General features: G+C 73.1%; 16 protein-coding genes. 5 read left to right on the forward strand and 11 right to left on the reverse strand.

All coding sequences use genetic code 11. The features are described from left to right. Nucleotides 1–43: 43 nt before the first annotated feature. The 8 genes from ACFYZR_RS29370 to ACFYZR_RS29405 all read right to left on the reverse strand — a co-directional run bounded on the left by ACFYZR_RS29370 (nucleotide 44) and on the right by ACFYZR_RS29405 (nucleotide 11,074). Nucleotides 44–592, reverse strand: coding sequence for a glycoside hydrolase family 25 protein (locus tag ACFYZR_RS29370; protein WP_391915682.1), 549 nt, complete (start codon nucleotides 590–592; stop codon nucleotides 44–46). Between the two features lie 132 nt (nucleotides 593–724). Continuing rightward, nucleotides 725–1,552, reverse strand: coding sequence for a RimK family alpha-L-glutamate ligase (locus tag ACFYZR_RS29375; protein ID WP_391915685.1), 828 nt, complete (start codon nucleotides 1,550–1,552; stop codon nucleotides 725–727). Next, on the reverse strand, nucleotides 1,549–2,433 hold the full coding sequence (locus ACFYZR_RS29380) for a RimK family alpha-L-glutamate ligase (protein WP_391915687.1): 885 nt from the start codon (nucleotides 2,431–2,433) through the stop codon (nucleotides 1,549–1,551). The genes ACFYZR_RS29375 and ACFYZR_RS29380 overlap by 4 nt, the downstream gene beginning before the upstream one ends. A gap of 240 nt (nucleotides 2,434–2,673) precedes the next feature. Further along, nucleotides 2,674–3,663: a methylmalonyl Co-A mutase-associated GTPase MeaB gene (gene meaB / locus ACFYZR_RS29385; RefSeq protein ID WP_391915690.1), complete on the reverse strand. Its 990-nt coding sequence runs from the start codon at nucleotides 3,661–3,663 to the stop codon at nucleotides 2,674–2,676. 4 nt (nucleotides 3,664–3,667) lie between these two features. Continuing rightward, nucleotides 3,668–5,869 carry a methylmalonyl-CoA mutase gene (gene scpA, locus ACFYZR_RS29390; protein ID WP_391915693.1) on the reverse strand — a complete coding sequence of 734 codons (2,202 nt, stop codon included), beginning with the start codon at nucleotides 5,867–5,869 and terminating at the stop codon, nucleotides 3,668–3,670. Continuing rightward, nucleotides 5,869–7,752: a methylmalonyl-CoA mutase family protein gene (locus ACFYZR_RS29395; protein ID WP_391915696.1), complete on the reverse strand. Its 1,884-nt coding sequence runs from the start codon at nucleotides 7,750–7,752 to the stop codon at nucleotides 5,869–5,871. The genes scpA and ACFYZR_RS29395 overlap by 1 nt, the downstream gene beginning before the upstream one ends. A gap of 82 nt (nucleotides 7,753–7,834) precedes the next feature. Next, nucleotides 7,835–8,863 carry a CinY protein gene (locus tag ACFYZR_RS29400; protein ID WP_391915698.1) on the reverse strand — a complete coding sequence of 343 codons (1,029 nt, stop codon included), beginning with the start codon at nucleotides 8,861–8,863 and terminating at the stop codon, nucleotides 7,835–7,837. Nucleotides 8,864–8,986: 123 nt separating this feature from the next. Next, entirely contained in the window at nucleotides 8,987–11,074 is a 2,088-nt protein-coding gene (locus ACFYZR_RS29405) for a SpoIIE family protein phosphatase (protein ID WP_391915700.1), read from the reverse strand. Nucleotides 11,075–11,188: 114 nt separating this feature from the next. Here ACFYZR_RS29405 and ACFYZR_RS29410 point away from each other — a divergent pair, with 114 nt between their 5' ends. Next, complete coding sequence (locus tag ACFYZR_RS29410) at nucleotides 11,189–12,619, forward strand: lipase maturation factor family protein (protein WP_391915829.1); 1,431 nt, start codon at nucleotides 11,189–11,191, stop codon at nucleotides 12,617–12,619. 233 nt (nucleotides 12,620–12,852) lie between these two features. Here ACFYZR_RS29410 and ACFYZR_RS29415 read toward each other — a convergent pair whose 3' ends face one another. Further along, nucleotides 12,853–14,274, reverse strand: a complete 1,422-nt coding sequence (locus ACFYZR_RS29415; protein WP_391915703.1) for an NAD(P)/FAD-dependent oxidoreductase — start codon at nucleotides 14,272–14,274, stop codon at nucleotides 12,853–12,855. A gap of 160 nt (nucleotides 14,275–14,434) precedes the next feature. On the opposite strand from ACFYZR_RS29415, the gene ACFYZR_RS29420 reads away from it, so the two are divergent. Continuing rightward, on the forward strand, nucleotides 14,435–15,466 hold the full coding sequence (locus ACFYZR_RS29420; protein ID WP_391915705.1) for a PHP domain-containing protein: 1,032 nt from the start codon (nucleotides 14,435–14,437) through the stop codon (nucleotides 15,464–15,466). Between the two features lie 35 nt (nucleotides 15,467–15,501). Next, nucleotides 15,502–16,425, forward strand: coding sequence for a non-homologous end-joining DNA ligase (gene ligD, locus ACFYZR_RS29425; RefSeq protein WP_391915831.1), 924 nt, complete (start codon nucleotides 15,502–15,504; stop codon nucleotides 16,423–16,425). 115 nt (nucleotides 16,426–16,540) lie between these two features. Here ligD (ACFYZR_RS29425) and ligD (ACFYZR_RS29430) read toward each other — a convergent pair whose 3' ends face one another. Beyond that, nucleotides 16,541–17,446, reverse strand: coding sequence for a non-homologous end-joining DNA ligase (gene ligD, locus ACFYZR_RS29430; protein WP_391915708.1), 906 nt, complete (start codon nucleotides 17,444–17,446; stop codon nucleotides 16,541–16,543). Between the two features lie 32 nt (nucleotides 17,447–17,478). On the opposite strand from ligD (ACFYZR_RS29430), the gene ACFYZR_RS29435 reads away from it, so the two are divergent. Further along, the gene (locus tag ACFYZR_RS29435; RefSeq protein WP_391915711.1) at nucleotides 17,479–18,471 is read left to right on the forward strand and encodes a Ku protein; all 993 of its coding nucleotides are present in this window, start codon (nucleotides 17,479–17,481) and stop codon (nucleotides 18,469–18,471) included. Nucleotides 18,472–18,552: 81 nt separating this feature from the next. Here ACFYZR_RS29435 and ACFYZR_RS29440 read toward each other — a convergent pair whose 3' ends face one another. Continuing rightward, nucleotides 18,553–21,348: an ATP-binding protein gene (locus tag ACFYZR_RS29440; RefSeq protein WP_391915713.1), complete on the reverse strand. Its 2,796-nt coding sequence runs from the start codon at nucleotides 21,346–21,348 to the stop codon at nucleotides 18,553–18,555. A 386-nt stretch (nucleotides 21,349–21,734) separates the two neighbouring features. Here ACFYZR_RS29440 and ACFYZR_RS29445 point away from each other — a divergent pair, with 386 nt between their 5' ends. Continuing rightward, entirely contained in the window at nucleotides 21,735–23,252 is a 1,518-nt protein-coding gene (locus tag ACFYZR_RS29445; RefSeq protein WP_391915715.1) for an ATP-binding protein, read from the forward strand. Nucleotides 23,253–23,273: the final 21 nt, after the last annotated feature.

Consider the following 23,273-nt stretch of genomic DNA (forward strand, 5'->3'; position numbering starts at 1 on the left):
GCCGGGGGCGGGCCGGGGCCCGTCGTCACCGCGCGGCCCGCGGCTACGCGCCCGCCCACTCCCGCAACGCCTCGCGGGTCTCGAAGCGGGCGACGTTTCGGTCCAGGCCGCCGGCCCAGCTGTACTGGTGGAAGGTCCACGGGTGCTGGACCGCCGGGCGGCCGGGGGTGTGGTCCGGGTCGGCTATCCACAGGCCGTCGCCGGCGTTGTCGGTGGTGTCGCGGTTGAACCAGTAGTCGCGGTTGCAGTAGAGGACGACGCGGTGCGCGGGCGCCGCGTCCTTGACGTCCTCCAGCCAGCGGTCCTTGTCCAGGCACCAGACGTCGGGGTGTTCCCAGTCGAGGGCGAGCACGTCGCCCGCGCGTAAGGCGATCTTGTCGAGGAAGTAGCCGGCCTGGGCGGACATCGAGCCGGGTGTGACGTAGTGGTAGTAGCCGACGACGAGCCCGGCGTTCCGGGCCCGGTTGCGCTGGGTCACCCACTTGGGGTTGGTGTACGAGGTGCCCTCGGTCACCTTGACGAAGACGAAGTCCAGTCCCTGGACCGCGTAGTTCACGCTGTTGTGGCTGCTGACATCGATGCCGTGAAGCATGGCGCTCTCCTCCGGGTACCGCGGACGACGGAGCGTCCGCAGTATCGGCCCGGACCGTCGCGACAGCGAGAGTCACGGGCCGGAAAGTTCGAAGGAAGTTCCGGATACGGGCGGATACAGGCCGGTACGGGCCTATGGGGCCGCCGGAACGCGCGGCCGGCGGCTGCCCGCGGCGGTGCGCAGCGCCAGCGCGGCCAGGGCCTCGGGGGCTCCGCTCTGTCCCCGGATGCCCGGGAAGGCGTTGATGTCGACGATCACCGGTGCTCCCCCGGCGTCCAGCAGGTCCACTCCGTAGACGTCCAGCGCGAAGACCTCGCCCACCCGCCGGGCCAGGTCCGCCCATCCGGCCGGCAGCTCGCCGGGCCCGAGGGGGCGGGTGCGCCCGCCCGGGACGGAGTCGGCCAGCTCGGAGCGGCGCAGCGCGGCGAAGACCTGGTCGGCGACGACCCACAGCTTGTGGTCCCAGCCGTCGTTGGGGGTGAAGGGCTGGACGACCACGGGCTCGTCCGGCCAGCGCCCGGCGAGCTCCCGCAGCCGCGCGGCGTCGTCGACCCGGGCGACCAGGTCGTGGCGGCGGCTGTGGCGGCTCTTGACCACGACGGGCGCCGCCGGTTCCCCGGCCGCCACCAGGGGGGCGAGCGAGGGCTCGGTGCGGGTGGCCACGAACGGCAGTCCGGCGCGGCGGGCAACGTCGGCCATGGCGGTGCGGTCCTGGCAGAGCTCGGTGGCCGAGGCGGAGTTCAGCACGGGCGCGCCGTGCTCCTCCAGGTGGCGGGCGAGGGCCAGGGCGCGGGGGGTGCGGGTCTTCAGGAGGTAGACGTCGGCGAGGGACGAAGGGTCGGGAAAGCCCTCGAACCCCTGCGGATCCAGCCATTCCACCCGGTGGCGGGGCGTCAGCAGGGCGGTGGTGGCGGCCAGCAGCGGGTGGTGCGGGTCGGGCGTGAGCAGGCAGATCCTCATGCGCCGCCGCCGATCGCGCGCGCGGGCGCGGTCATCGCCGGGCGGGGCATCGGTACGACGTGGGCGGTGCCGCCCGCCTCGGCCAGCCGCAGGACGGCCCGGGCCACCCGGGCGACGGCGTCGGGCACCTGGCGGAAGCTGGGGAAGTCGTTGACGTCGACGACGACGGGGCCGTCGGGGCCGAGGACGATGTCGACCCCGTACAGGTCGAGGCCGAAGACGGCGCCCACCTCGGTGGCGATGGCCGCGACCTCGGGCGCGAGAGGGACCTGGCGCTCCGTGGGCGGCCGGTCCGGGTGGAGGGGGCTGCGGCGCTCGGTGGCGTACAGCTCGCCGTCGAGGCAGTACACCTTGAGGTCGACGCCCGAGTTGGGCACGTACGGCTGGGCGATCAGCAGACCGTCCCCGGCGGGTCCGGCTCCGGGGACGGTGAGGTGTCCGGCGTCCGGGACGAGCCGCACGGCCCGTCCCGAGCTGCCGTCGGCGGGCTTGACCACCAGCGGGAAGGCGTCGGCGGGCAGCTCCGTGAACTCCTCGGCGCGGGCGGCGGCGTAGGTCACGGGGACCGGCAGTCCCCGGGCCTCGGCGATCACGGCCGCGAGCGCCTTGTCCCGTACGCCCCGGATCGCCCGGGCGTCGTTGACCGTGGTGAGCCCCATGGCGGCGGCGCCCTCCAGGAGGGTGAGCCCCGGGCCGCCGGAGACCGTCTTGAGCACCCAGGCGTCGTGGTGCCCGGAGCGCACGGTCTCGGAGAGCCGGATCAGCGAACCGCCCGGCCGCAGCACGTCCACGCGGTGTCCCCAGGCGGTCAGTTGGCGGATCACGTCCACCGGCATGCCGTCGTGCCGGTACTGCTCCTCCACCAGGAAGCAGAGTCTCATGTGCTGCATCATCCTCGAAATCCCCGACGTCCGCCGTTCCCGCCCCGGCGGGGCGTGACGGCTCAGGATGTCATGGGCGCGGGAGCGTTCCGCACCGGGCGGCCCCGGCGCCGGGCGTCCCGCTGGAAGTGCCACGACGGGTCGTCGGTCGGCTGCGGTGCCGCCGTAGCTGGTCGCGCCCACGCGGCGGTAGCCGCATGTCGACACGGCCCGCGCCCCTTCGGGGCTCTACCGAACCGCTCAGTGTGGCGGACGGAACGCCTCCAGCAGCCGCTCGGCGGCCAGGGCCGCCGTCAGGGTGCCCTCGCGCACGTGTTGTTCCAGGCCGGGGGCGAGCGCGCGGACGTCGGGGTGGTCGCGCAGCTCGGCCAGGAGCCGGTCGCGGACCATGCTCCAGACCCAGTCGACCTGCTGCTCACGGCGGCGGGCGGCCAGGCCGCCGGTGGCCTCCAGGACGCCCCGGTGGGCCTCCACCCGCTCCCACAGGGTGTCCAGGCCGGTGCTCTCGCGGGCGCTGCACGTGAGGACGGGCGGGTTCCAGGCGGCGTCGTGGGAGTGCATCAGGCGCAGCGCCCCGGACAGTTCACGGGCGGCGGCCTTGGCGTCGCGTTCGTGCGGTCCGTCCGCTTTGTTCACGGCGATGACGTCGGCGAGCTCCAGGACGCCCTTCTTGATGCCCTGGAGCTGATCGCCGGTGCGGGCGAGGGTGAGCAGCAGGAACGTGTCGACCATGTCGGCGACGGCGGTCTCCGACTGGCCGACGCCGACGGTCTCCACCAGGACGACGTCGTAGCCGGCGGCCTCCATCACCACCATGGTCTCGCGGGTGGCCTTGGCGACCCCGCCGAGCGTGCCGGCGGTCGGCGAGGGGCGTACGAAGGCCGCCGGGTCGACGGCGAGCCGCTCCATGCGGGTCTTGTCGCCCAGGATGCTGCCGCCGGTGCGGCTGGAGGAGGGGTCGACGGCGAGCACCGCGACCCGGTGGCCGAGGCCGGTGAGCATGGTGCCGAAGGCGTCGATGAAGGTGGACTTGCCGACGCCGGGCACGCCGGTGACACCGATCCGGCGCGCCCCGCCCGAGTGCGGCAGCAGCTCGGTCAGCATCCGCTGGGCGAGCTCCCGGTGGTCGGCGCGCCGGGACTCCACGAGCGTGATGGCTCGGGCGATGGCCGCCCGTTTGCCGTCCAGCACGCCCTTGACGTAGGCATCCAGGTCTATCGCGCGGACCATGGGCTCACAGCTCGTGGCCGAGGACCCCGGCGAGGGTCTTCAGCAGGTCGTGGGCGGCGTCCGGGATGACCGTGCCGGGCGGGAAGACCGCGGCGGCGCCCATCTGACGGAGTGTGGGCACGTCCTGCGGCGGGATGACCCCACCGACGACGATCATGATGTCCTCGCGGCCCTGTTCGGCGAGTTCCTCGCGGAGCGCCGGGACGAGCGTGAGGTGACCGGCCGCCAGCGAGGAGACGCCGACGATGTGGACGTCCGCCTCGACCGCCTGCCGGGCGACCTCGGCGGGCGTCTGGAAGAGCGGGCCGACGTCCACGTCGAAGCCGAGGTCGGCGAAGGCGGTGGCGATGACCTTCTGGCCGCGGTCGTGGCCGTCCTGGCCCATCTTGGCGACCAGGATGCGCGGGCGGCGGCCGTCCTCCCGCTCGAACGCCTCGACCAGCGCGCGGGTGCGCTCCACGCCGGACGACATGCCGGCCTCCTCCCGGTAGACGCCGGAGATCGTACGGATCTGCCCGGCGTGGCGTCCGTAGACCTTCTCCAGGGCGTCGGAGATCTCCCCGACGGTGGCCTTGGCGCGGGCGGCGTTCACGGCGAGGGCCAGGAGGTTGCCCTCCAGGCCGGGGCCGGGGCCGGCCTCGGCGGCGCGGGTGAGGGCGTTCAGGGCGTCCTGGCAGACGCTCTCGTCGCGCTCGGCGCGCAGCCGGCGCAGCTTCTCGATCTGCTGGGCACGCACCGAGGAGTTGTCGACCTTGAGGACCTCGATCTGCTCGTCGCTGTCGACCCGGTACTTGTTGACGCCGATGACCGGCTGGCGTCCGGAGTCGATACGGGCCTGGGTGCGGGCCGCGGCCTCCTCGACACGCATCTTGGGGATGCCGGCGTCGATGGCCTGTGCCATGCCGCCGGCGGCCTCGACCTCCTGGATGTGCTGCCAGGCGCGCCGGGCGAGGTCGTGGGTGAGCCGTTCGACGTAGGCGCTGCCGCCCCAGGGGTCGATGACCCGGCAGGTCCCGGACTCCTGCTGGATGAGCAGCTGGGTGTTGCGGGCGATGCGGGCGGAGAAGTCGGTGGGCAGGGCCAGCGCCTCGTCGAGGGCGTTGGTGTGGAGGGACTGGCTGTGGCCCTGGGTGGCGGCCATGGCCTCGACGCAGGTGCGCGCCACGTTGTTGAAGACGTCCTGGGCGGTCAGCGACCAGCCGGAGGTCTGTGAATGGGTGCGCAGCGACAGCGATTTACTGTTCTTGGGGTCGAACTGTTTGACGAGTCTGGCCCACAGCAGCCGGGCGGCCCGGAGTTTGGCGATCTCCATGAAGAAGTTCATGCCGATCGCCCAGAAGAAGGACAGGCGGGGCGCGAAGGCGTCCACGTCGAGCCCGGCGCCCTGGCCGGCGCGGAGGTACTCGACGCCGTCGGCGAGGGTGTAGGCGAGCTCCAGGTCGGCCGTGGCCCCGGCTTCCTGGATGTGGTAGCCGGAGATGGAGATGGAGTTGTAGCGCGGCATCTTCCGCGAGGTGTACGCGAAGATGTCGGAGATGATCCGCATCGAGGGCCGGGGCGGATAGATGTAGGTGTTGCGGACCATGAACTCCTTGAGGATGTCGTTCTGGATGGTCCCGGCCAGCTTCTCGGGCGGTACGCCCTGTTCCTCGGCGGCCACGATGTAGAGCGCGAGGACGGGCAGCACCGCGCCGTTCATGGTCATGGAGACGGTCATCTTGTCGAGCGGGATGCCGTCGAAGAGCTGCCGCATGTCGTAGATCGAGTCGATGGCGACGCCCGCCATGCCGACGTCGCCGGTGACACGCGGGTGGTCGCTGTCGTAGCCGCGGTGGGTGGGCAGGTCGAAGGCGACGGACAGGCCCTTCTGACCGGCCGCCAGATTGCGGCGGTAGAAGGCGTTGGACTCCTCGGCCGTGGAGAAGCCGGCGTACTGCCGGATGGTCCAGGGCTGGTTGACGTACATCGTCGGGTACGGGCCGCGCAGATAGGGCGCGATGCCGGGGTAGGTGGCGAGGAAGTCCAGCCCGTCGAGGTCCTCGGCGGTGTAGAGGGGTTTGACGCCGATGCCCTCGGGGGTCTCCCAGAGGAGGTCCTCGGCGCTCTTGCCGGTGCTCTCCTTCAGCGCGGCGCGCCAGGCTCCGGGGTCGGCGGGGCCGCCGGCGGCGGGGCCGAGGTCGATGCCGGAGAAGTCGGGGATCCGCATCACGCCACTCCCATGCGGTCGAGGACGGAGGAGAGGACGGCGACGGCGTCGCCGCCGGCGAAGACGAACGCGTCGACTCCCGCCCGCTGACAGTCTTCCCTCAGTTCGCCCTTGGGCTTTCCGGCGAGGAAGACGGTGGTGGCGCCGGCGCCCTTGAGCGCCGCGGCGACGGCCGTGGCCTGCTCGGCGTAGAGCGCGTCGCTGGAGCACAGGCAGACGGTCGTGGCGCCCTCGGCCGTGAGGGCGTCGGCGGCGTCCTCGGCCGTGACCTGGCGGGTGACGGGCTCGATGCCGCCCGCCTGGAAGAGGTTGGCGGCGAAGGTGACCCGGCCGGTGTGGACGGCGGCGGGGCCGAGAGCCGCGAGCAGGACGCGGGGCCGGGCGCCGGTGGCGGCGAGGTGGGCGTCCGAACGGGCGCGCAGCGCCTCGTACGCCTCGTCGCGGCGGACCTTCGGCAGTCCGCCGGAGGGCGCGGGCGGGGCGGGTTCGCGGTGGACGGGCGCCTCGCCGAGGTGGGGGAACTCGCTGACGCCGGTGATGGGTTCGCGGCGGGTGGCGAGGTCGGCGGAGCGGCTGCGCCAGGTGTCGGCGAGGCGTTCGGCGAGGAGTCCGGAGCGCAGGGCGGCGGCCTGGCCCCCGGCGCGTTCGAGGTCCTGGAAGAAGGCCCAGGCGGCGTGGGCGAGTTCGTCGGTGAGCTTTTCCACGTACCAGGAGCCGCCGGCGGGGTCGACGACGCGGGCCAGGTGGGATTCCTCCAGCAGGATCGAGGAGGTGTTGCGGGCGATCCTGCGGGCGAAGGCGTCGGGCAGGCCGAGGGCCGTGTCGAAGGGCAGGACGGTGACGGCGTCAGCACCGCCGACGCCGGCGCCGAGGCAGGCGATGGTGGTGCGCAGCATGTTCACCCAGGGGTCGCGCCGGGTCATCATCACCGAGGAGGTGACGGCGTGCTGGCGCTGGGCGCGGGCGGCGGGCGTGGCGCCGCTGACCTCGGCGACGCGGGCCCACAGCCGGCGGGCTGCGCGGAGTTTGGCGATGGTGAGGAACTGGTCGGCGGTGGCGGAGTAGCGGAACTCCAGCTGGGAGCAGGCCTCGTCGACGGTGAGCCCGGCGGCGGTGAGTACGCGGAGGTAAGCGACGCCGGTGGCCAGGGAGGCGCCCAGTTCCTGGGCGGGTGAGCCGCCGGCCTCGTGGTGGGGCAGCGCGTCGACGGTGAGGGCGCGCAGGCGCGGGTGGTCGCGGACGCACAGGGCGGCGAGGCGGGCGGCGGCGTCCAGGGCCCCGGCGGGGTCGGCTTCGGTGCCGGTGCGGGCCAGGGTGCCCAGGGGGTCGGCGCCGAGGTTGCCGGCGGCCGCGTCGCGCGGCAGACCGCGCTCGGCGTACAGGCCGAGGAGCTTCCGCGCGGCGGGCTCGAACTCCTCGCCCGCGTCGAGGACGACGGGGGCGAGGTCGAGGTAGACGCCGTCCAGGACGGTGGGGAGGGCCTCGACGGGCAGTCCGGCGCCGCCGACGGTGAGCCACAGGGAGGTGACGCCGTTCTCGAGGTCGGCGAGGACGGCCTCGTTGGTCCGCCGGGGGTCGGGGCCGCCGCCGTGGTGCTGGCGTACGTCCCAGCCGGTGAGCGCGGTGCCCTCCGGCCGCCCGCCGCGGACGAACGGGGGGAAGCCGGGCGGGCCGGGCACCGCGCCGCCGTCGTCGGCGGTGTACAGGGGACGGGTGGCGAGCCCGTCCTGGAGCGCGGTGGCCAGTGCGTCCTCGGCCGCCGGCCCCTCGGCCGCGGTGCCCGTTTTGCTCAGCACGCCTGTGACAAGGCGCTGCCACTGCTCACGGGTCGCGTCCGGGAACTCGGCAGCCAGGTGGAAGCCGTCGTCGGGCAGGACCGTCATGGGGGGAAGGCTAGTGAGCGGTCGCGCTCGGTAGCAGGGGCAACCGTTGTGACCTTGGCCTCTTCCCGGTGGAACGCGGGATTCAGCTCTTGGGCGCGCAGTCGCGGGCGGGGGTGTCGTGGGTGAGGGCGCAACCGATGGTCTCCGCGCGGTCCTTGCCGTACGCGGCCGTCAGGGCGGCGCGGAAGTCGGCCCACTGGCGGCGGGTGTCGGCGATGGCCGCGTGGACGGCGCGGTCGAAGTTCCCGGCGACCTTGCCGCGGGGTGTGGTGGGGCCGCTGGTGGCTCCGGTGGCCGGGTCGATGACGCCGGTGTCCTTGTTGAGGCCCGCGTGCTGGACGTGGCGGGCGCAGCCGAGGGGGAGGAGGGAGAAGCAGCCGGTGGTCAGGTCGGCGGGGACGGCCGAGGCGGCGGGCGGGCGGCCGGTGCCGAGGGCGAGGAGGGGCGCGGGCGCGGGGCGGTCGAGGCCGGGCGGGTTGTCCTTGCCGAGGGGGCCGGCGGCGGCCTTGTCGGTCCAGTTGCTGTGCGAGTAGAAGTCCTGGACGCCGTGGAGGGCGCGGCCCAGGCCCTCGATGGCCTCGCACTTGTTGCGTCCGGGGACGCCGAGGGTGAAGGTGCAGCTCTTGGTGAGGTCGGTCTCGCCCGGGGCGACCTTGCCGTCCGCCCCGATGGTGCCCGCGGCGGCGGTGACTCCTTCGGTGAAGCGCGTCTGGAGCTTGGCTATGCAGGTCAGCAGCTGCCGGGTGGCGTCGACGCGGTCGCGCGGGTAGCCGGGGGCGGCGAGGAAGTCGGCGTTGTCGCAGTGGGCGGCGGAGACGACGATCTCGTCGGTGTCGGGGGCGCCGACCGCGCCGAAGGTGCCCTTGCCGCCGGCGAGCTGGTCCAGGGAGCGGGGCTCGAAGCAGCTGCCGTCGGACCGGGCGCCGGGGGCGCAGGCCAGGGCGGCGCGGGTGATCGCCTCGTGTTCGGCGTGCTGCCCGAACGTGCTGACGGTGCCGAAGGCCCGGGCGGGACCGGCCTGGGCGGTGAGCAGCACGGCGGGGGCGAGGGAGGCGACGCCGAGGAGCTGGACGGCTCTGCGGCGGAGGGTGTGGCGGCGGGGGGTTCCCATCGATTTCGGCCTTTTCGACGATCCGTCAGTTAGGACTGCGCCAACAGTTGATCCAAAAAGACCGGAATTTGCAATTCCTTTACACCGGAGGGTGTATAGGGCATGAACTCCCGGACAACCGGCTCAGTCGCCGGCGTCCGGGGCCGTGTGCCGGTCGGGCACCACGAACTCGCACCAGACGGACTTGCCGGTCCCGCGCGGCTCCACGCCCCAGACGTCGGCCAGCCGGTCCACCAGCAGCAGCCCGCGCCCGGACACCCCCGCCTCGCCGGGTTCGCGGCGGCGCGGCAGGGCGCTGGACCTGTCCTCCACCTCGACCCGCACCCGCCGTTCGGGCCCGGTCAGCATCCGGATGGTCACGACGGCCGCGCCGTCGGTGTGCAGCAGGGCGTTGGTCACCAGCTCGTCGGCGACCAGCTCGATCTCGTCCGAGCGCTCCCGCGCGCCCCATGCCCGTACCGCCGCGCGGATCATGTGCCGGCCGGCCGAGAGGGCCTCGGGGTCCGCGGGGGCGATGTGCTGCTGGAGCCGACCGCCGCCGCGGGTGGCCGGTCCCTGGCGGCGCAGCAGCAGGACGGCCAGATCGTCCTCGCCCATCCGTTCGCCGACCACGCCGCACAGCAGGTCGGCCAGCTTGTGGAGGTCGTAGGGGCCCTCGCGGACCAGGGCCCCGAGCCGGCGCATGCCCTCGTCGAGATCGGAGCCGGGCTGCTCGACCAGGCCGTCGGTGAACATCAGCAGGGTCTCCCCCGGGTCCAGTTCGACGGTCGTCACCGGGTAGTCCAGCCGCCCGAACTCGGCGGACAGGCCGAGCGGCAGCCCGCCCGAGACGGGCAGCCGGCGGCAGGTGCCGTCGGCGTGCCGCAGCATGGGGTCCACATGGCCGGCGCGGACCAGCTGGACGAGCCCGGTGGCGAGGTCGGCCTCCGCGTAGGTGCAGGTGGCGAAGCGGTCGGTGTCCAGCTCGTGGAGGAAGGACGAGGCGCGGGCCATGACGGTGGCGGGCGAGTGCCCCTCGGTGGCGTACGCCCGCAGGACGATCCGCAACTGGCCCATCACGGCGGCGGCGTGGGTGTCATGGCCCTGGACGTCGCCGATGACCGCCCCGACCCGGCCGCCGGGCAGCGGGATGGCGTCGTACCAGTCGCCGCCGATGTCCCGGCCCATCCGGGCCGACCGGTAGCGCACCGCGATCTGCGCGCCGGGGACGTCGGGGATGCGGCGCGGCAGCATGGACTGCTGGAGGCCCTCGGCGAGGTCGTGCTCCTGGTCGAAGAGCATCGCCCGGGCTATGGCCTGCGCCAGGCTGCTGCTCAGCGCGATGTAGAGGTTGCGCTCCTGCTGGGTGAAGCCGCGCGCCTCGCGGTAGAGCAGCCCCAGCGCGCCGATGGGCCGGGCCTGGGCGATCAGCGGCAGATAGGCGGCGGAGCTGATGCCGATGTCCTTGATGCGCTCCCACAGCCAGGGGTAGTGGGTGGAGAACTCCTCCGGCGACTCGATGAACCGGGGCGAGAGGGTGCGGATCACCTCGCTCATCGGGAAGTTGTCGTCGATGCGCGTATAGCGGGTCCCGGGGATGAAGTGCTCCGAGGGCCCCTCCGCGACGAGGTGGATGCGGCCGGACTCCAGCAGGCCGAGGACGAGCAGATCGGAGCCCAGATGATCGACGGCCCGGGTGTCCCGGAAGAAGTCGATGACGTCCTGGACGGTCCGGGCGTGCGCGAGGGCGGCCGTCGTGGTCTCCACGACCGTCGTCTGGTGGCGGCGCTCCTCGTCGGTCTCGCGGGGCCCGGTGCGGCCCAGCTCCTCGGTGGCGTCACGGACGATACCGATGATCCGGCAGGGCCGCCCGTCGGCGTCGCGCCGGATGCGCCCCTGGGTGTACGTCCAGCGCTGGGAGCCATCGTCGGAGCGGACCAGGTAGTAGCCGCCGTAGCTCTCGCTGCCGTCCTTCAGCGCCCGGGCCACCATGCTGTCGAGCCGGGCGGCGTCGGGGCGCGACACGCGGTACGACAGATCGGTGATCCGGCCGTGGAACCGCTCCGGCGGCACCTCGAGGAGCTCCAGCGCCTGCGGGTCCAGGTGCAGCCGTCCACTGATCAGGTCCCAGTCGAAGCCGCCCATGCGATTGAGGGCGAGCACCGTCTCCGGGCGGGCGGGCCAGTCGTCCGGCGGCGGTACGGCGGCAGGCGTCGCTCCCCGATCAACCATAGAGTCACTCTGCCATCTTTTGTCTGTTTCTTCGATGTGACTGCATGGTCCGGAGGATTGCATGGTCCGGAGGACTGCGTGGTCCCGAGGGGCGTGAGCGGTACGGAGGGCGCCATGGAGTGGTTCACGGCATCCGGGTACTGGCTGAGCCGGCTGTTCCTGACGCGGGCGCTCGCCGCGATCTACCTGGTCGGCTTCGTCTCGGCGGCCCTCCAGTTCCGCGCGCTCATCGGGGAGCGGGGCATGCTGCCCGTCCCCCAGTACGTCGCGTACGTTCCGTCGCGCCGGGCACCCAGCGTCTTCCAGTTCCACTACTCCGACCGTTTCTTCGCCGCCTGGGCCTGGACGGGGGCGCTGCTGTCGGCCGCGGTCGTGGCGGGCGCGGCCGACGCCGTGCCGCTCGGCGCGGCGATGGCGATGTGGGCCGCGCTGTGGGTGCTCTATCTGTCGATCGTCAACGTGGGCCAGACCTGGTACAGCTTCGGCTGGGAGTCCCTGCTGCTGGAGGCCGGCTTCCTGGCCGTCTTCCTGGGCAACGCCCGGACGGACCCGCCCGTGCTCACGCTGTGGCTGATGCGCTGGCTGCTCTTCCGCGTCGAATTCGGCGCCGGGCTGATCAAACTGCGCGGCGACCCCTGCTGGCGGGATCTGACCTGCCTGTACTACCACCACGAGACCCAGCCCATGCCGGGCCCGCTGAGCTGGTTCTTCCACCGGATGCCCAGGCCCCTCCACCGGGTGGAGACGGCCGCCAACCACGTCGCCCAGCTGGTCGTGCCGTTCGGGCTCTTCACCCCGCAGCCGGTGGCGAGCGTCGCCGCCGGGGTGATCATCTGCACCCAGCTCTGGCTCGTCGCCTCCGGCAACTTCTCCTGGCTCAACTGGCTGACGATCGTCCTCGCCCTCTCCGCCGTCGACGGCACGGCCCTGGCGGAGCTGCTGGGCCTCCCCCGGCACGCCCCGGCGCCACCCGCCCCGGTCTGGTTCGAGGTGCCGGTGCTCGCCGCGGCGGTGCTGGTGGCCGTGCTGAGCTGGTGGCCGGTGCGGAATCTGCTCTCCGCGCGGCAGCGGATGAACATGTCCTTCAACGCCTTCCACCTGGTCAACACCTACGGCGCTTTCGGCAGCATCAATCGCAGCCGCTACGAGGTCGTCGTCGAGGGAACGGATGAGGAAGGGCTCACCGAGGACACGGTGTGGAAGGAGTACGGCTTCAGGGGCAAGCCCGGCGACCCCCGCCGGCTCCCCCGCCAGTTCGCGCCGTACCACCTGCGGCTCGACTGGCTGATGTGGTTCGCCGGGATCTCCCCCGGCTACGCCCGCGAATGGTTCGGCCCCTTCGTCGAACGCCTCCTGACGGGCGACCCGGCGACCCTGCGCCTGCTGCGCCACAACCCCTTCCCCGCCCGGCCCCCCACCCACGTCCGCGCCCGCCTGTTCCTCTACCGCTTCACGACCTGGCGCGAGCTCAGGGAAACGGGCTGCTGGTGGCACCGGACACTGGTACGCGAATACCTGCCGCCGGCACGGCTGGCACGGCCGTGAGGCGTATGGGCGCCGCCGCGCGGGGGGTCCGGGGGCCGAGGCCACCAGGCCGGGGCCCGGGGGTCCGGGGGCTTGCCCCCCGGGAAACGGGAAGGGGCGGGTCAAGGGCCTGTCTCCCGCCGCGACGGCGACCAGCCACATGAGCGCGGCCCGGCGGTGCCGACCCGCCCGCGGAAGCCGCCCGCGGAAGCCGGGGGCGGACGCCGGGCCGGAAGGCCGCCACCGGCCACGCGTCACGCGGGCGCCACACCCGCCCGGGCCAGCTCCGCCGCCGTGATCGGCGGCCCCGGCGGCGGCAGCCGCCGGGGACCACGCGCCACCCGTGCCACCACACCCGGCGTGAACAGCGCCGACATGGGCGCCGACAGGGTCATCACATCCACCATGGCCCGGGTCAGGCCCGGGTCCACGGTCGCGGTGAGCATCATCCGCTGGACATAGCCCCGCAGCAGCCGCGCCACGGCCGGCGGCCGCTCCCCGATCGCACCCGGGTAGTGGATGTCCTCGCCCACGGCCATCGCCCAGGGCCCGTCCACCGTACGGGCCACCGCCCGCTGCGCCCGCCGGGCCAGCCGGGGGTCGCCGAGCACCTGCCCGTCCAGGACCTCGCCCAGCGCGACCGCGCCGTGCGCGGCGACCGACATCCCGTGACCGTAGATGGGGTTGTACGCCGCCACCGCGTCCCCCGTGACGACGAAACCGCCCGGCCAGGACGCCATCCGCTCGAAGTAGCGGCGGCGGTTCACCGTGGAGCGGTTGAGCCGCACCTCGGTCAGCGGCTCCGCGCGGGCGATGAGGTCGGCCACCAGCGGATGCCTCAGCCGGCGCGCGAACGGCTCGAACTCCCCCGCCTCCCGCGAGGGTTCACCGCCCCTCGTACCGGACACCGTCACCAGCCACCGCCCGCCCTCCACCGGATGCATCGTCGCGCCCTGGCCCGGCAGCAACGAGTCCGGGCGGGGGGTGACGCTCACGACGGGGAAGTCCTCCGCGCCCGGGGGCGCCCGGAAGAGGCGCGTCGCGTAGACGAGGCCCGAGTCGACGGTCTCCTCCCGGACGGCGGGGAGCCCCAGCTCCGTCAGCCACCGCGCCGCCTGTGAACCCCGCCCGGTCGCGTCGACGACCAGCGCGGCCGGGAGCGGCCGCGCCTCGCGCGCGCCCACCTCGCCGATCCGCACGCCCGTCACCCGCCGGGCGTCGCCCAGGAGCCCATGGACCTCGAAGCCGTCCCGGAGCGTGATCCGGGGACGCTCCAGCACCCGCTCCCGCACCACCGCGTCCAGCAGGTCCCGGCTGCACGCGATCAGGAACTGCATTTCGGGCGTCCGGGGGAGCCAGCCCTGCGACGACAGCGACACCAGCGCCGTCGGCAGCGCCACCCGCCGGGCGCCCGCGGCCAGCCACCGGTCGGTGATCCCGGGCAGCAGCGACTCCACCGCCCGCGCCCCGCCCGCGAGCATCAGATGCGCGTGCCGGGCCTGGGGCAGCCCCTTGCGGGGCAGGGCCCCGGACGGCAGCCGGTCCCGCTCGACGACCACCACCTCGTCGGCGTGCTCCGCCAGCACCGAGGCGGCCAGCATCCCCGCCATCCCGCCGCCCAGCACCACGGCCCGGCGCCCGGGAACGACGCCGCCGTCACTGTGCGCATCGCTCATGCCCGCTCCTCCTCGTCACGGTGGGGACAACGCGTGCACCGCATGCTCTGCCCACACCGCATGCTCTGCCCACACCGCATGCTCTGCCCATACCGCGCGCGCCCGGAACACATGCGCGCCGCTCCCCCGTAGCGCACGGTGGTGGTGTGGAGGTGGTGCCATGGAGCCCGTGGAGGCGCTGGAGCGCGTCGCGTTCCTGCTGGAGCGCTCACAGGCGCCGACGTACCGCGTGAAGGCGTTCCGGACGGCCGCCGCCGTGATCCGCGAGCTGCCGGACGGGGAACTGCGGCGGCGCGCGGCCGACGGCTCCCTGACGGCGCTGGGCGGCATCGGCCCCAGCACCGCCGGCGTGGTCACCGAGGCCCTCACGGGCCGGACGCCCGGCTATCTGGCACGGCTGGAGGAGGAGACGGGCGGCCCGCTCACCGAGGGCGGGCTGGCCCTGCGGAAGGCCCTGCGCGGCGACTGCCATCTCCACTCCGACTGGTCGGACGGCGGCAGCGGCATCGAGGAGATGGCCCGCGCCGCCCGCGCGCTCGGCCACGAATGGGCCGTGCTCACCGACCACTCCCCCCGGCTCACGATCGCCCATGGGCTGTCCGCGGAGCGGCTGCGGCGACAGCTCGACGTCGTCGCCGAAGTGAACGCACGGCTGGATGACGACCGGCTGGACGACGACGGCTTCCGGCTGCTGTCGGGCATCGAGTGCGACATCCTCGACGACGGCGCACTCGACCAGGAGGAGGAGCTCCTGGCCCGGCTGGACGTGGTGGTCGCCTCCGTCCACTCCAAGCTGCGGATGGCGGCGCCGGCCATGACCCGGCGGCTGGTGGCCGCCGTCGCCAGCCCCCTCGTGGACGTCCTGGGGCACTGCACCGGACGGCTGCACGGCGGGCGGGAGCGGCCGGAGTCGGAGTTCGACGCGGACATGATCTTCGCCGCCTGCGCCCGCTTCGGCACCGCCGTGGAGATCAACTCCCGCCCCGAGCGGCTGGACCCGCCGCGCCGGCTGCTGCGCCGGGCCCTGGACGCGGGCGTGCTGTTCGCCATCGACAGCGACGCCCACGCGCCCGGCCAGCTCGACTGGCAGATCCACGGCTGCGCCCGCGCCGAGGAGTGCGGCGTGCCCGCCGACCGGGTCATCACCACCTGGCCGGTGGACCGCCTGCTGGACTGGGCCGGTTCGAAGTGAACGCCCCGCTGCCCGAGCGCCCCTCGATCCGGCCGATGCTGGCCACCCCCGGGCCGCTGCCCGTCGAGGGCGAGGACGTCCACTGGGCCTTCGAGGTCAAATGGGACGGTGTCCGCTGCGTCGCCGACACGCCCGGCGACGGCACCCTGCGCCTGGTCACCCGCACGGGCAACGACGCGACCCGCACCTACCCCGAGCTCCAGGCGCTCGGCGAACAACTGCACGGCCGGCCCGTGGTGCTCGACGGCGAGATCGTGGTCCTGGACGCGGAGGGACGCCCCGACTTCGGGCTGCTCCAGCGCCGGGTGGGCATCGGCAACCCGCGCCGCGCGGCGCACCTGGCGATGGAGTACCCGGTGCACCTGATGGTCTTCGACATCATGTACCTCGACGGCGTCCTCCTCACCGACCTCGCCTACCGCGAGCGCCGGGCCGTGCTCTCGGGGCTGGGCATCGGCGGCCCGAACTGGTCGGTGCCCGCCTACCTCGAAGGCCAGGGCAGACGGGCCTGGGACGCCACCCTGAGCAGCGGCTTCGAGGGCGTGATCGCGAAACGGCTGATCTCGCGGTACGCGCCGGGCCTCCGGTCACCCGACTGGCGCAAGACCAAGCATGTGATCACGATCGACGTCCTCATCGGCGGCTGGACCGAGGGCCAGGGCCGGCTGACGGGCCTGCCCGGCGCGGTCCTGGCCGGGCTGCGCGAGCCCGAGGGCCTGCGCTACATCGGCTCCGTGGGCTCGGGCCTCGCCGAGCGCGAACGCGCCGACCTGGCCCGCTATCTGACGGTGGTTCAGCGCCCCGACTCGCCGTTCACGGGCCCGGTCGACGTACCGGCCGCGCACTGGGCCGAGCCCCGGCTGGTCGCCGAGGTCGTCTTCAGCGGCTGGACGGCGGCAGGAAAGCTCCGCCACCCCACATGGCACCGGCTCCGGCCGGATCTGACGGACCTGGCGTAAGCGGTGCCGCCGTGAGCGGCATCCCGGCACCCCGTTATCCCGGCCCCGGTCTCCCGGCCCGACGGGCCGACGGGCCCTCCGGGCCCCGGCGCGCGGGCCCCGGGGCGCCGCCGGCTCACGGCAGCGGGGCGCGCCCGCGTCCTCCCCCCAGTCCCGCCAGCGGGTCGCCGTGGTCGGCGACGCGGTCGAGGACCTCCTCCGGGCCGAAGGTCAGCCCGGCCGGATCCGTACAGCCGGCGACCTCGTCCCAGCCGACCGGGGCGGCGACACCCGGACGGTCCGGTGTCAGACGCACGGAGTACGGCGCCACCGTCGTCTTGGCGCTCGCGTTCTGCGACCAGTCGATGAGGACCTTGCCCCGGCGCTCGGCCCGCGCCATGGAGACCACCACCAGCCCGGGATGCTCGCTCATCATCCGCCCCGCCAGTTCCTTGGCGTACCGGGAGGCGGCCCGGCCCGACGCGGGCCGGATGGGCGCGTAGAGGTGCAACCCCTTGGACCCGGAGACCACCGGGTACGCGGTGAGCCCGTCGGCGTCGAGGAGCTGGCGCAGCCGCTGGGCCACCCGGCAGCAGATGACGAGGTCGGTGCCGGGGCCGGGGTCCAGGTCCAGGACGAGGCGGTCGTGCCCGTCCGGGCCCGCCCCGGCCGTCCACTGGGGCACGTGCACCTCGTACGCGCCCAGGTTCACCATGGCGACCAGCGCGGCCGTGGAGTCCAGCACGATCTGCTCGGTGACCCCCTCCCGGTGTTCCACCGGCACCCGGGGCACCCAGTGGGGGGAACCGCCCGGCGGGTTCTTGGCGACCCAGCTCTGCCCCGCCGGGCCCTCGGGCGCGCGGACGAACGAGGCGGGACGGCCGCGGGCGTGCGGCAGCAGCGCCGGGGCGATCCGGGCGTAGTACCGCAGCACCTGCGCCTTGGTGTGCCCCGACCCGGGGAAGAGCACCCGGTCCAGGTGGGACAGGGCCAGCCGGTGGCCCTCGACCTCCACCACCTGCCGGTCCGATGAGTCGGGCATAAGGTAGGAATTCCCCGTGGAGGGACGGATCCATGCGGACCATGTGGAAGGGTGCCATCGGCTTCGGCCTGGTCTCCGTGCCCGTACGGCTCTACGCCGCCGTCCAGGAGCACGGGCTCAGACTGCATCAGGTCCATGACGAGGACGGCGGCCGCATCCACCTCAAGCGCGTCTGCGACGCGTGCGGCGAGGAGATCGACTACGAGCACGTCGCCAAGGGCTACGAGGACGACGAGGGCAACACGGCCGTCGTCACCAGGAACGAGCTGGCGGGCCTGCCCCTGCCGAGCAAGAAGCTCATCGACGTCCTGGCGTTCGTCGACGCCGACCGCATCGACCCGCTGCGGCTCTCCGGCGCCTACTACCTCGCCCCGGAGAGCGCGGCCGCCGACAAGCCCTACGTCCTGCTGCGGGAGACGCTGAAGCGGACCGAGCGGGTCGCCGTCACCAAGATCGCGCTACGGACCCGGGAGTCGCTGGCCCTGCTGAGGGTCCACGAGGACCTGCTGGTCCTCCACACCATGTACTGGCCGGACGAGATCCGCGACAGCCAGGGCCTCGCCCCGTCCTCCTCGGTCACCGTGCGGCCGCAGGAGCTCAAGATGGCCACGAGCCTGATGGACACGCTGTCGGAGGACTTCGACCTCGGCGCACTGGAGGACGAGTACGAGATCGCCCTCGGCGAGCTCATCAGCGCTCATCTGGATCACCGGCCGGCGCCCCGGAAGAAGACCACGACCGCGCCCGACAATGTCATCGATCTGATGGCGGCCCTCCAGGCCTCCATCGATTCGGCGAGCGGGAAAGGCGCCCCCGCGAAGGCGGCGGCGAAATCCACGCCGTCAGCCACGCCGTCCGGGCGTGCGAAAAAGGCCGCCGAATCGAGCAGAGGTGCGAGCAAAAAGGCCGTGGCCAAAAAGACCACGGCCCGGAGCACCACCGCGAAGAGCGGCACTGCGAAGACGGCGACGGCGAAGACGGCGAAAAAGACCGCCGCGAAGAAGACGGGCCGCCGCGTCTCCTGAGCCTGTCGCCCCGGGCCGACGGCCCCTCTTCACACGGTGACGTCACACCCGGACGTCAACCCACTGCGTCAACACAGGAACTCACTCCGTGGGCTCGGCCTCCTCCTCGGCGCCCAGTTCCACGAGCCCTGCCCGTGCGATACGGACGAGCCCGTCCGCCCCGCAGCGCTCCGAGAGCTCCAGGCCCTCCCGCAGCCGCGCCACCGCCTCCGCCTTGTCGCCGGACTCGCGCAGCGCGACTCCATGGTCGACCAGAGCCGCCGCGAGCTCATAGCGGCAGGGCGACATCCGCAGATGGGCGACGGCCTTGCTCAGCCGGGCCAACCGCTCCTGCGGCGCGTCCACCTTCGCCGCCATGCGCAGCGCCTCGCCGATGGCCGTGTCGGTGCCGAACCGCATCGCGTGCTGGAGCGCCTGGCCGACCAGGGTCCGGGCGCGCTCCGGCTCTTCGTCCTTGATGGCGACGGCGAGGTCGAATGCCCAGGGTGCCCAGAGGGTGTTGCGCCGTCCACGCTCCTCGAGTCGGCGCCCGGCCGCCTCCAGCTCGGCGATGGCCTCCTTGGTCTGGCCCCGGGCAAGCAGCAGCCTGCCCGCCAGACAGGCGGCCTCCGGAAGGACGATCGCCGGTGAGTACGGCGGGAGGAAGGAGTTGGCCTCCGCTACCTCCTGGGCCTCGTCGACCTTGCCGCGGGCGAGCAGCGTGTCGATCAGCATGCACGTGCCGTCCCACTGGATGGGAAGCCCCGGACCCAGCCGGTGGGCCAGACCCAGCCCCTTGCGCAGGGCCTTCTCGGCCTCCACCAGATCGCCGCGACGCCGGAAGACCAGCCCCCGGAAGTCATGGGCGAAAGCGAGGTGGGCACCGCTCCAACCGGCGATCTCGAAGGCGCGCACGGCCTCGTCGAAGAGGTCCCCGGCCTCGTCGAGCTGGTCGGCGTAGGCACAGACGACTCCGATGAGGCTGGGGATCTCGAAGCCCCACTCCGCATTCGTCCAGCCCAGACCATCGGGCAGCTTGCCGTCCACCAGGACGCGGTCGATGAACTCGGTGACCTCCAAGGAGTTCTCACTGCGGATCAGGCCGTCGAACGCGCGAAGGACCAACAGGGCGCGCTCGGCGTTGTCCCGGCCTTCGAGATCGCCGGCCAGTTCTGCGATACGGCGGGAGTGGGCGAGGGCGTCCTCCTCCTCGACCTGGATGCCTTTGTACATGTAATGGGCCGCCTGCAGCCGCATCTTGCCCGGACCCGGCGGAGTCCGGCTCGCCTGGTCGGCGACCACCTTGGCTGCCTCGCTGAGCTGGTTGTTGTGCGCGTAGGCCTGGGAGAGCCGGAAAGTAGCGTCGATGCGCAGCTCTTCGCTGAGATCCGGCAGGTGCAGGGCGGCACGGAGGTGGTTGACCGTGGTCTGCGGCGAGGTCAGCAGAGCCGCGCAGCCCAGCTCGTAGAGCAGCATGGCCCGCTCCTCCTCGGGCGGGGGCTCCATCAGTGCCCGCTCCAGACAGCGACGAGCCGCGTCGGGGGCGCCAACGGCAAGGTGTTCCCTGGCCGCCGCGCGCAGCTGGCCGACCACCTCGGTGTCGGAGTCGGGGTGCACTTCCAGCAGGTGCCGGGCCACCACGGCGACCCCTTTGCCCGCATCGCCGCAGAGCCAGGCGGCCTGCCCGTGCATGGCGGTGCGGGTGCCCGTCGGGATCGCCCGGTAGACGGCGGTGGCGATGAGCGGGTGGACGAACTCCAGCGTGGTGGTGCCGGTGAGGATCCGGGCCTCCCGCAACTGGTCGGCGCGCTGTTCGGCCTCGGCGGGGCCCATGCCCGCCAGGTTGGCGGCGAGCCTCGGCTCGATCTCCGTGCCGAGGACGGCCGCCGCGTAGGCGAACCGCGTGACAGCCGAACCCAGCTGCTCGAGCCGGGCGACCAGGCCCGGGCCCCGGGCGGCGGCGCCGAGGGCGCGCAGCAGCGCGGCCGACTCCTCGACCGGATCCATGTCGCGGTCCCGTGCCTTGGCTATCAGCTCGACGGCCTCATAGGGATTTCCGCCGGTGACCGCCCAGACCTCCCGGCAGAACGGATCGTCCGCGCCGGGGCCGAGGGCTTCGCGCACCAGCCCGGCCACCGCCTCGGGGGTCAGGGCACGCAGCTCGACGGGGCGGGCCGCCCGCCCGGCGACCAGATCCTTGAAGCCCGGGGTGTGGTCGGGCAGTTCCTCCGGCCGGTAGGCCAGCACGATGAGGAGCGGCATCTCCCGCAGCCGTACGGCGAAGGAGGTGATCCAGGCCAGGGACTCGGGGTCGACCCAGTGGGCGTCGTCGACGATGACGATCAAAGGCTTGTGGTTGAGGGCGAGTTGGGTGATCACCCAGTCGAGTCCGTCGCGCACGCCCTGGGGGTCGGCCTGCGGGCCGACGGGCGGGGTGATGCCGAGCGCCGGGCCGGCGATGTCGTGCCAGTCGCCGAGCAGCGCCCGCCGGGCCTCCTGGGTCATCGCGGCGAGCTCGGGCTGGAGGAGCTGCCGGACGACGGTGAAGGGCACTCTCTCCGCGGACTTGCTGCCGCGCCCGAAGAGCACGGTGCAGTCGTCGCGCTGGCCCGCGATCCGGCGCACATGCGTGAGCAACGACGTCTTGCCCACGCCTGCTTCACCGCTGACGAGAAGCAGACCGCCTTCCCTTACAGCCTTGGTCCCGCCGGCCTCACCGACACGACCGGCTTCGGCCTCGAGGACCTCCTCAGCCCCTTCGGCCTCTTCGTTCTCAGTGCTCTCCTTCTGGGTCTCACGGCCGCAGAGGCCGTACCCCGCCCGCTCGACGACGGATAGCTCGCGCTCTCGCTCGAACAGGGCGGCAGATAGGACGCGTTCACGCTGTTGCCCCGACATGACGGTGTCTCCCCGGAGGATGTGGTGGAGCGAGCCTAGCCCCGTCCACCGGCCAAGGGGCAGGGTTCGGTGGACGGACCACCCGTGAGCGTGACCTTCGCTCCGGGCCGAACGCGCCCCCTGTCATTCGGAAATACATTCGCCCACTGGGGCGTGGGCCATTATGAAGCCTTTCGAATTCGCTCGTCATCTCATTCCGCGAATATGACAAGTTCGCGCCGGGAGCGTCCGGCGACCGGCTACGCTCCATGTCGCGCAGCGGACCGCCGTGAGTACGGCCCGCCGCGATCAAGTGCTGTGCTGCCGCCGCCTTTCCCGCCCAAGAAGCGAGGAAAATGCCGCGCTCCGGCCCCCACTCCTTTGTCTCAAGAGTTCCGAGGATCTCGATGGTTGGTACAGGCTCGTCGGCAACCAGGCGGCCCGCCTCCGCGCTCATATGGCTGATCTCCCCACTGGTGCTGGCCGTGTGCGCGGTCACGGCGGTCCTCTCCGTGGCCCCGGCGGCGCGGGCGCCCGTGGCCTGGTGCGGAGCGGCGGCCACCGTCGCGGTGGGGCTGGCCTCCACCGAGGCGGCGCGGCGCGGCAGGGTGATCGCGGGGCTGCGCCGGCGCCTGGCCGAGCGGGAGGCGCTGCTCCAGCGCCGGCTGGATCAGCATGACGCCGAGACCTGGCGCTTCGCCCGGGACGTCCTCCCCGAGGCGCTCAAGCTGATGCGCCGCGGCGCCCCCACCGACCAGGTCGTACGGGTGACCGTCCCGGCCCATGAGCTGGAGCCCGGTTTCGCCGCCGCGCACCGGGCCGTGGTGCGGTCCGTCATCGAGGCGGTGCAGCAGGAGGAGGCGCTGCGTGACGCGGCCCACCGCGCGTTCGTCAACATCGCCCGCCGTATGCAGGCGATCGTGCACCAGCAGGCCTACGACATCCGGGAGATGGAGCACAAGCACGGCAACAACCCCGATGTCTTCGGCGATCTGCTGCACCTCGACCACGGCAACGCCCTGACCGGCCGTCTCGCGGACAGCATCGCGGTCCTGGGCGGCTCGCGCCCGGGCCGTCAGTGGCGCTCCGAGATCCCGCTCTACAACGTGCTGCGCGGCGCGATGTCCCGCATCCTCGAGTACCGCCGCGTGGACCTCCACTCCGTGGCCGACGTCGCCGTGGTGGGTCCCGCCGTCGAGCCGGTCATCCACGCGCTGGCCGAGCTGCTGGACAACGCCACCCGCTACTCGCCGCCGCAGACCCGGGTCCATCTGACCGCCGTCGACATCCAGTCCGGGATCGCGGTCGAGATCGAGGACGCCGGGGTCGGCCTCACCGACGAGGCCCGCCGCCGCACCGACCGGGTGCTGTCCAAGGAGGGCGGCCTGGACCTGGACGACCTCGGCGAGTCCCCGCGGCTGGGGCTGGCGGTGGTCAGCCGGCTGGCCAACACCTATGACTTCATCGTGTCCCTGCGGCCCTCGGCCTACGGCGGTGTCCGCGCGGTGCTGGTCATCCCGCCGAACCTGATCACCGCGAGCAGGTTCCCCGGAGGCGATATCGCCCGTGCCCCCAAGCTTCCGCCCGCCAAGAAGAAGCGGCGCCCCGGTTCCATCCCCGCCCAGCCGTCCTCGACGCCGATGATGGACAGTCCCGTCCCGCCACCGATGGGCGACACCGGTCTGCCCCAACGCCGCCGGCGGCGCGGGCCGGCCCCGCTCCCCTTCGGCCGGGGCGCGGCCGCCGAGCGGGCCCGGAACGCGGCGACCGAGCGGCGCAAGCCCGTCCCGTCCACGCCCGAGGAGCCGCCGCAGCCCGGACTGTGGCTGGCCGCGTTCACCAGCGGCATCAACGGCGAGCTGCACGAGCAGCACGAGCGGAACGGGCGGCCCATCACCGACAACCCGTCAGACAAGGAAGAGTAGCCAAGTGACGCAGCAGCCGCG

The organism is Streptomyces sp. NPDC001678 (assembly GCF_042892945.1).
Classification (GTDB): Bacteria; Actinomycetota; Actinomycetes; order Streptomycetales; family Streptomycetaceae; genus Streptomyces.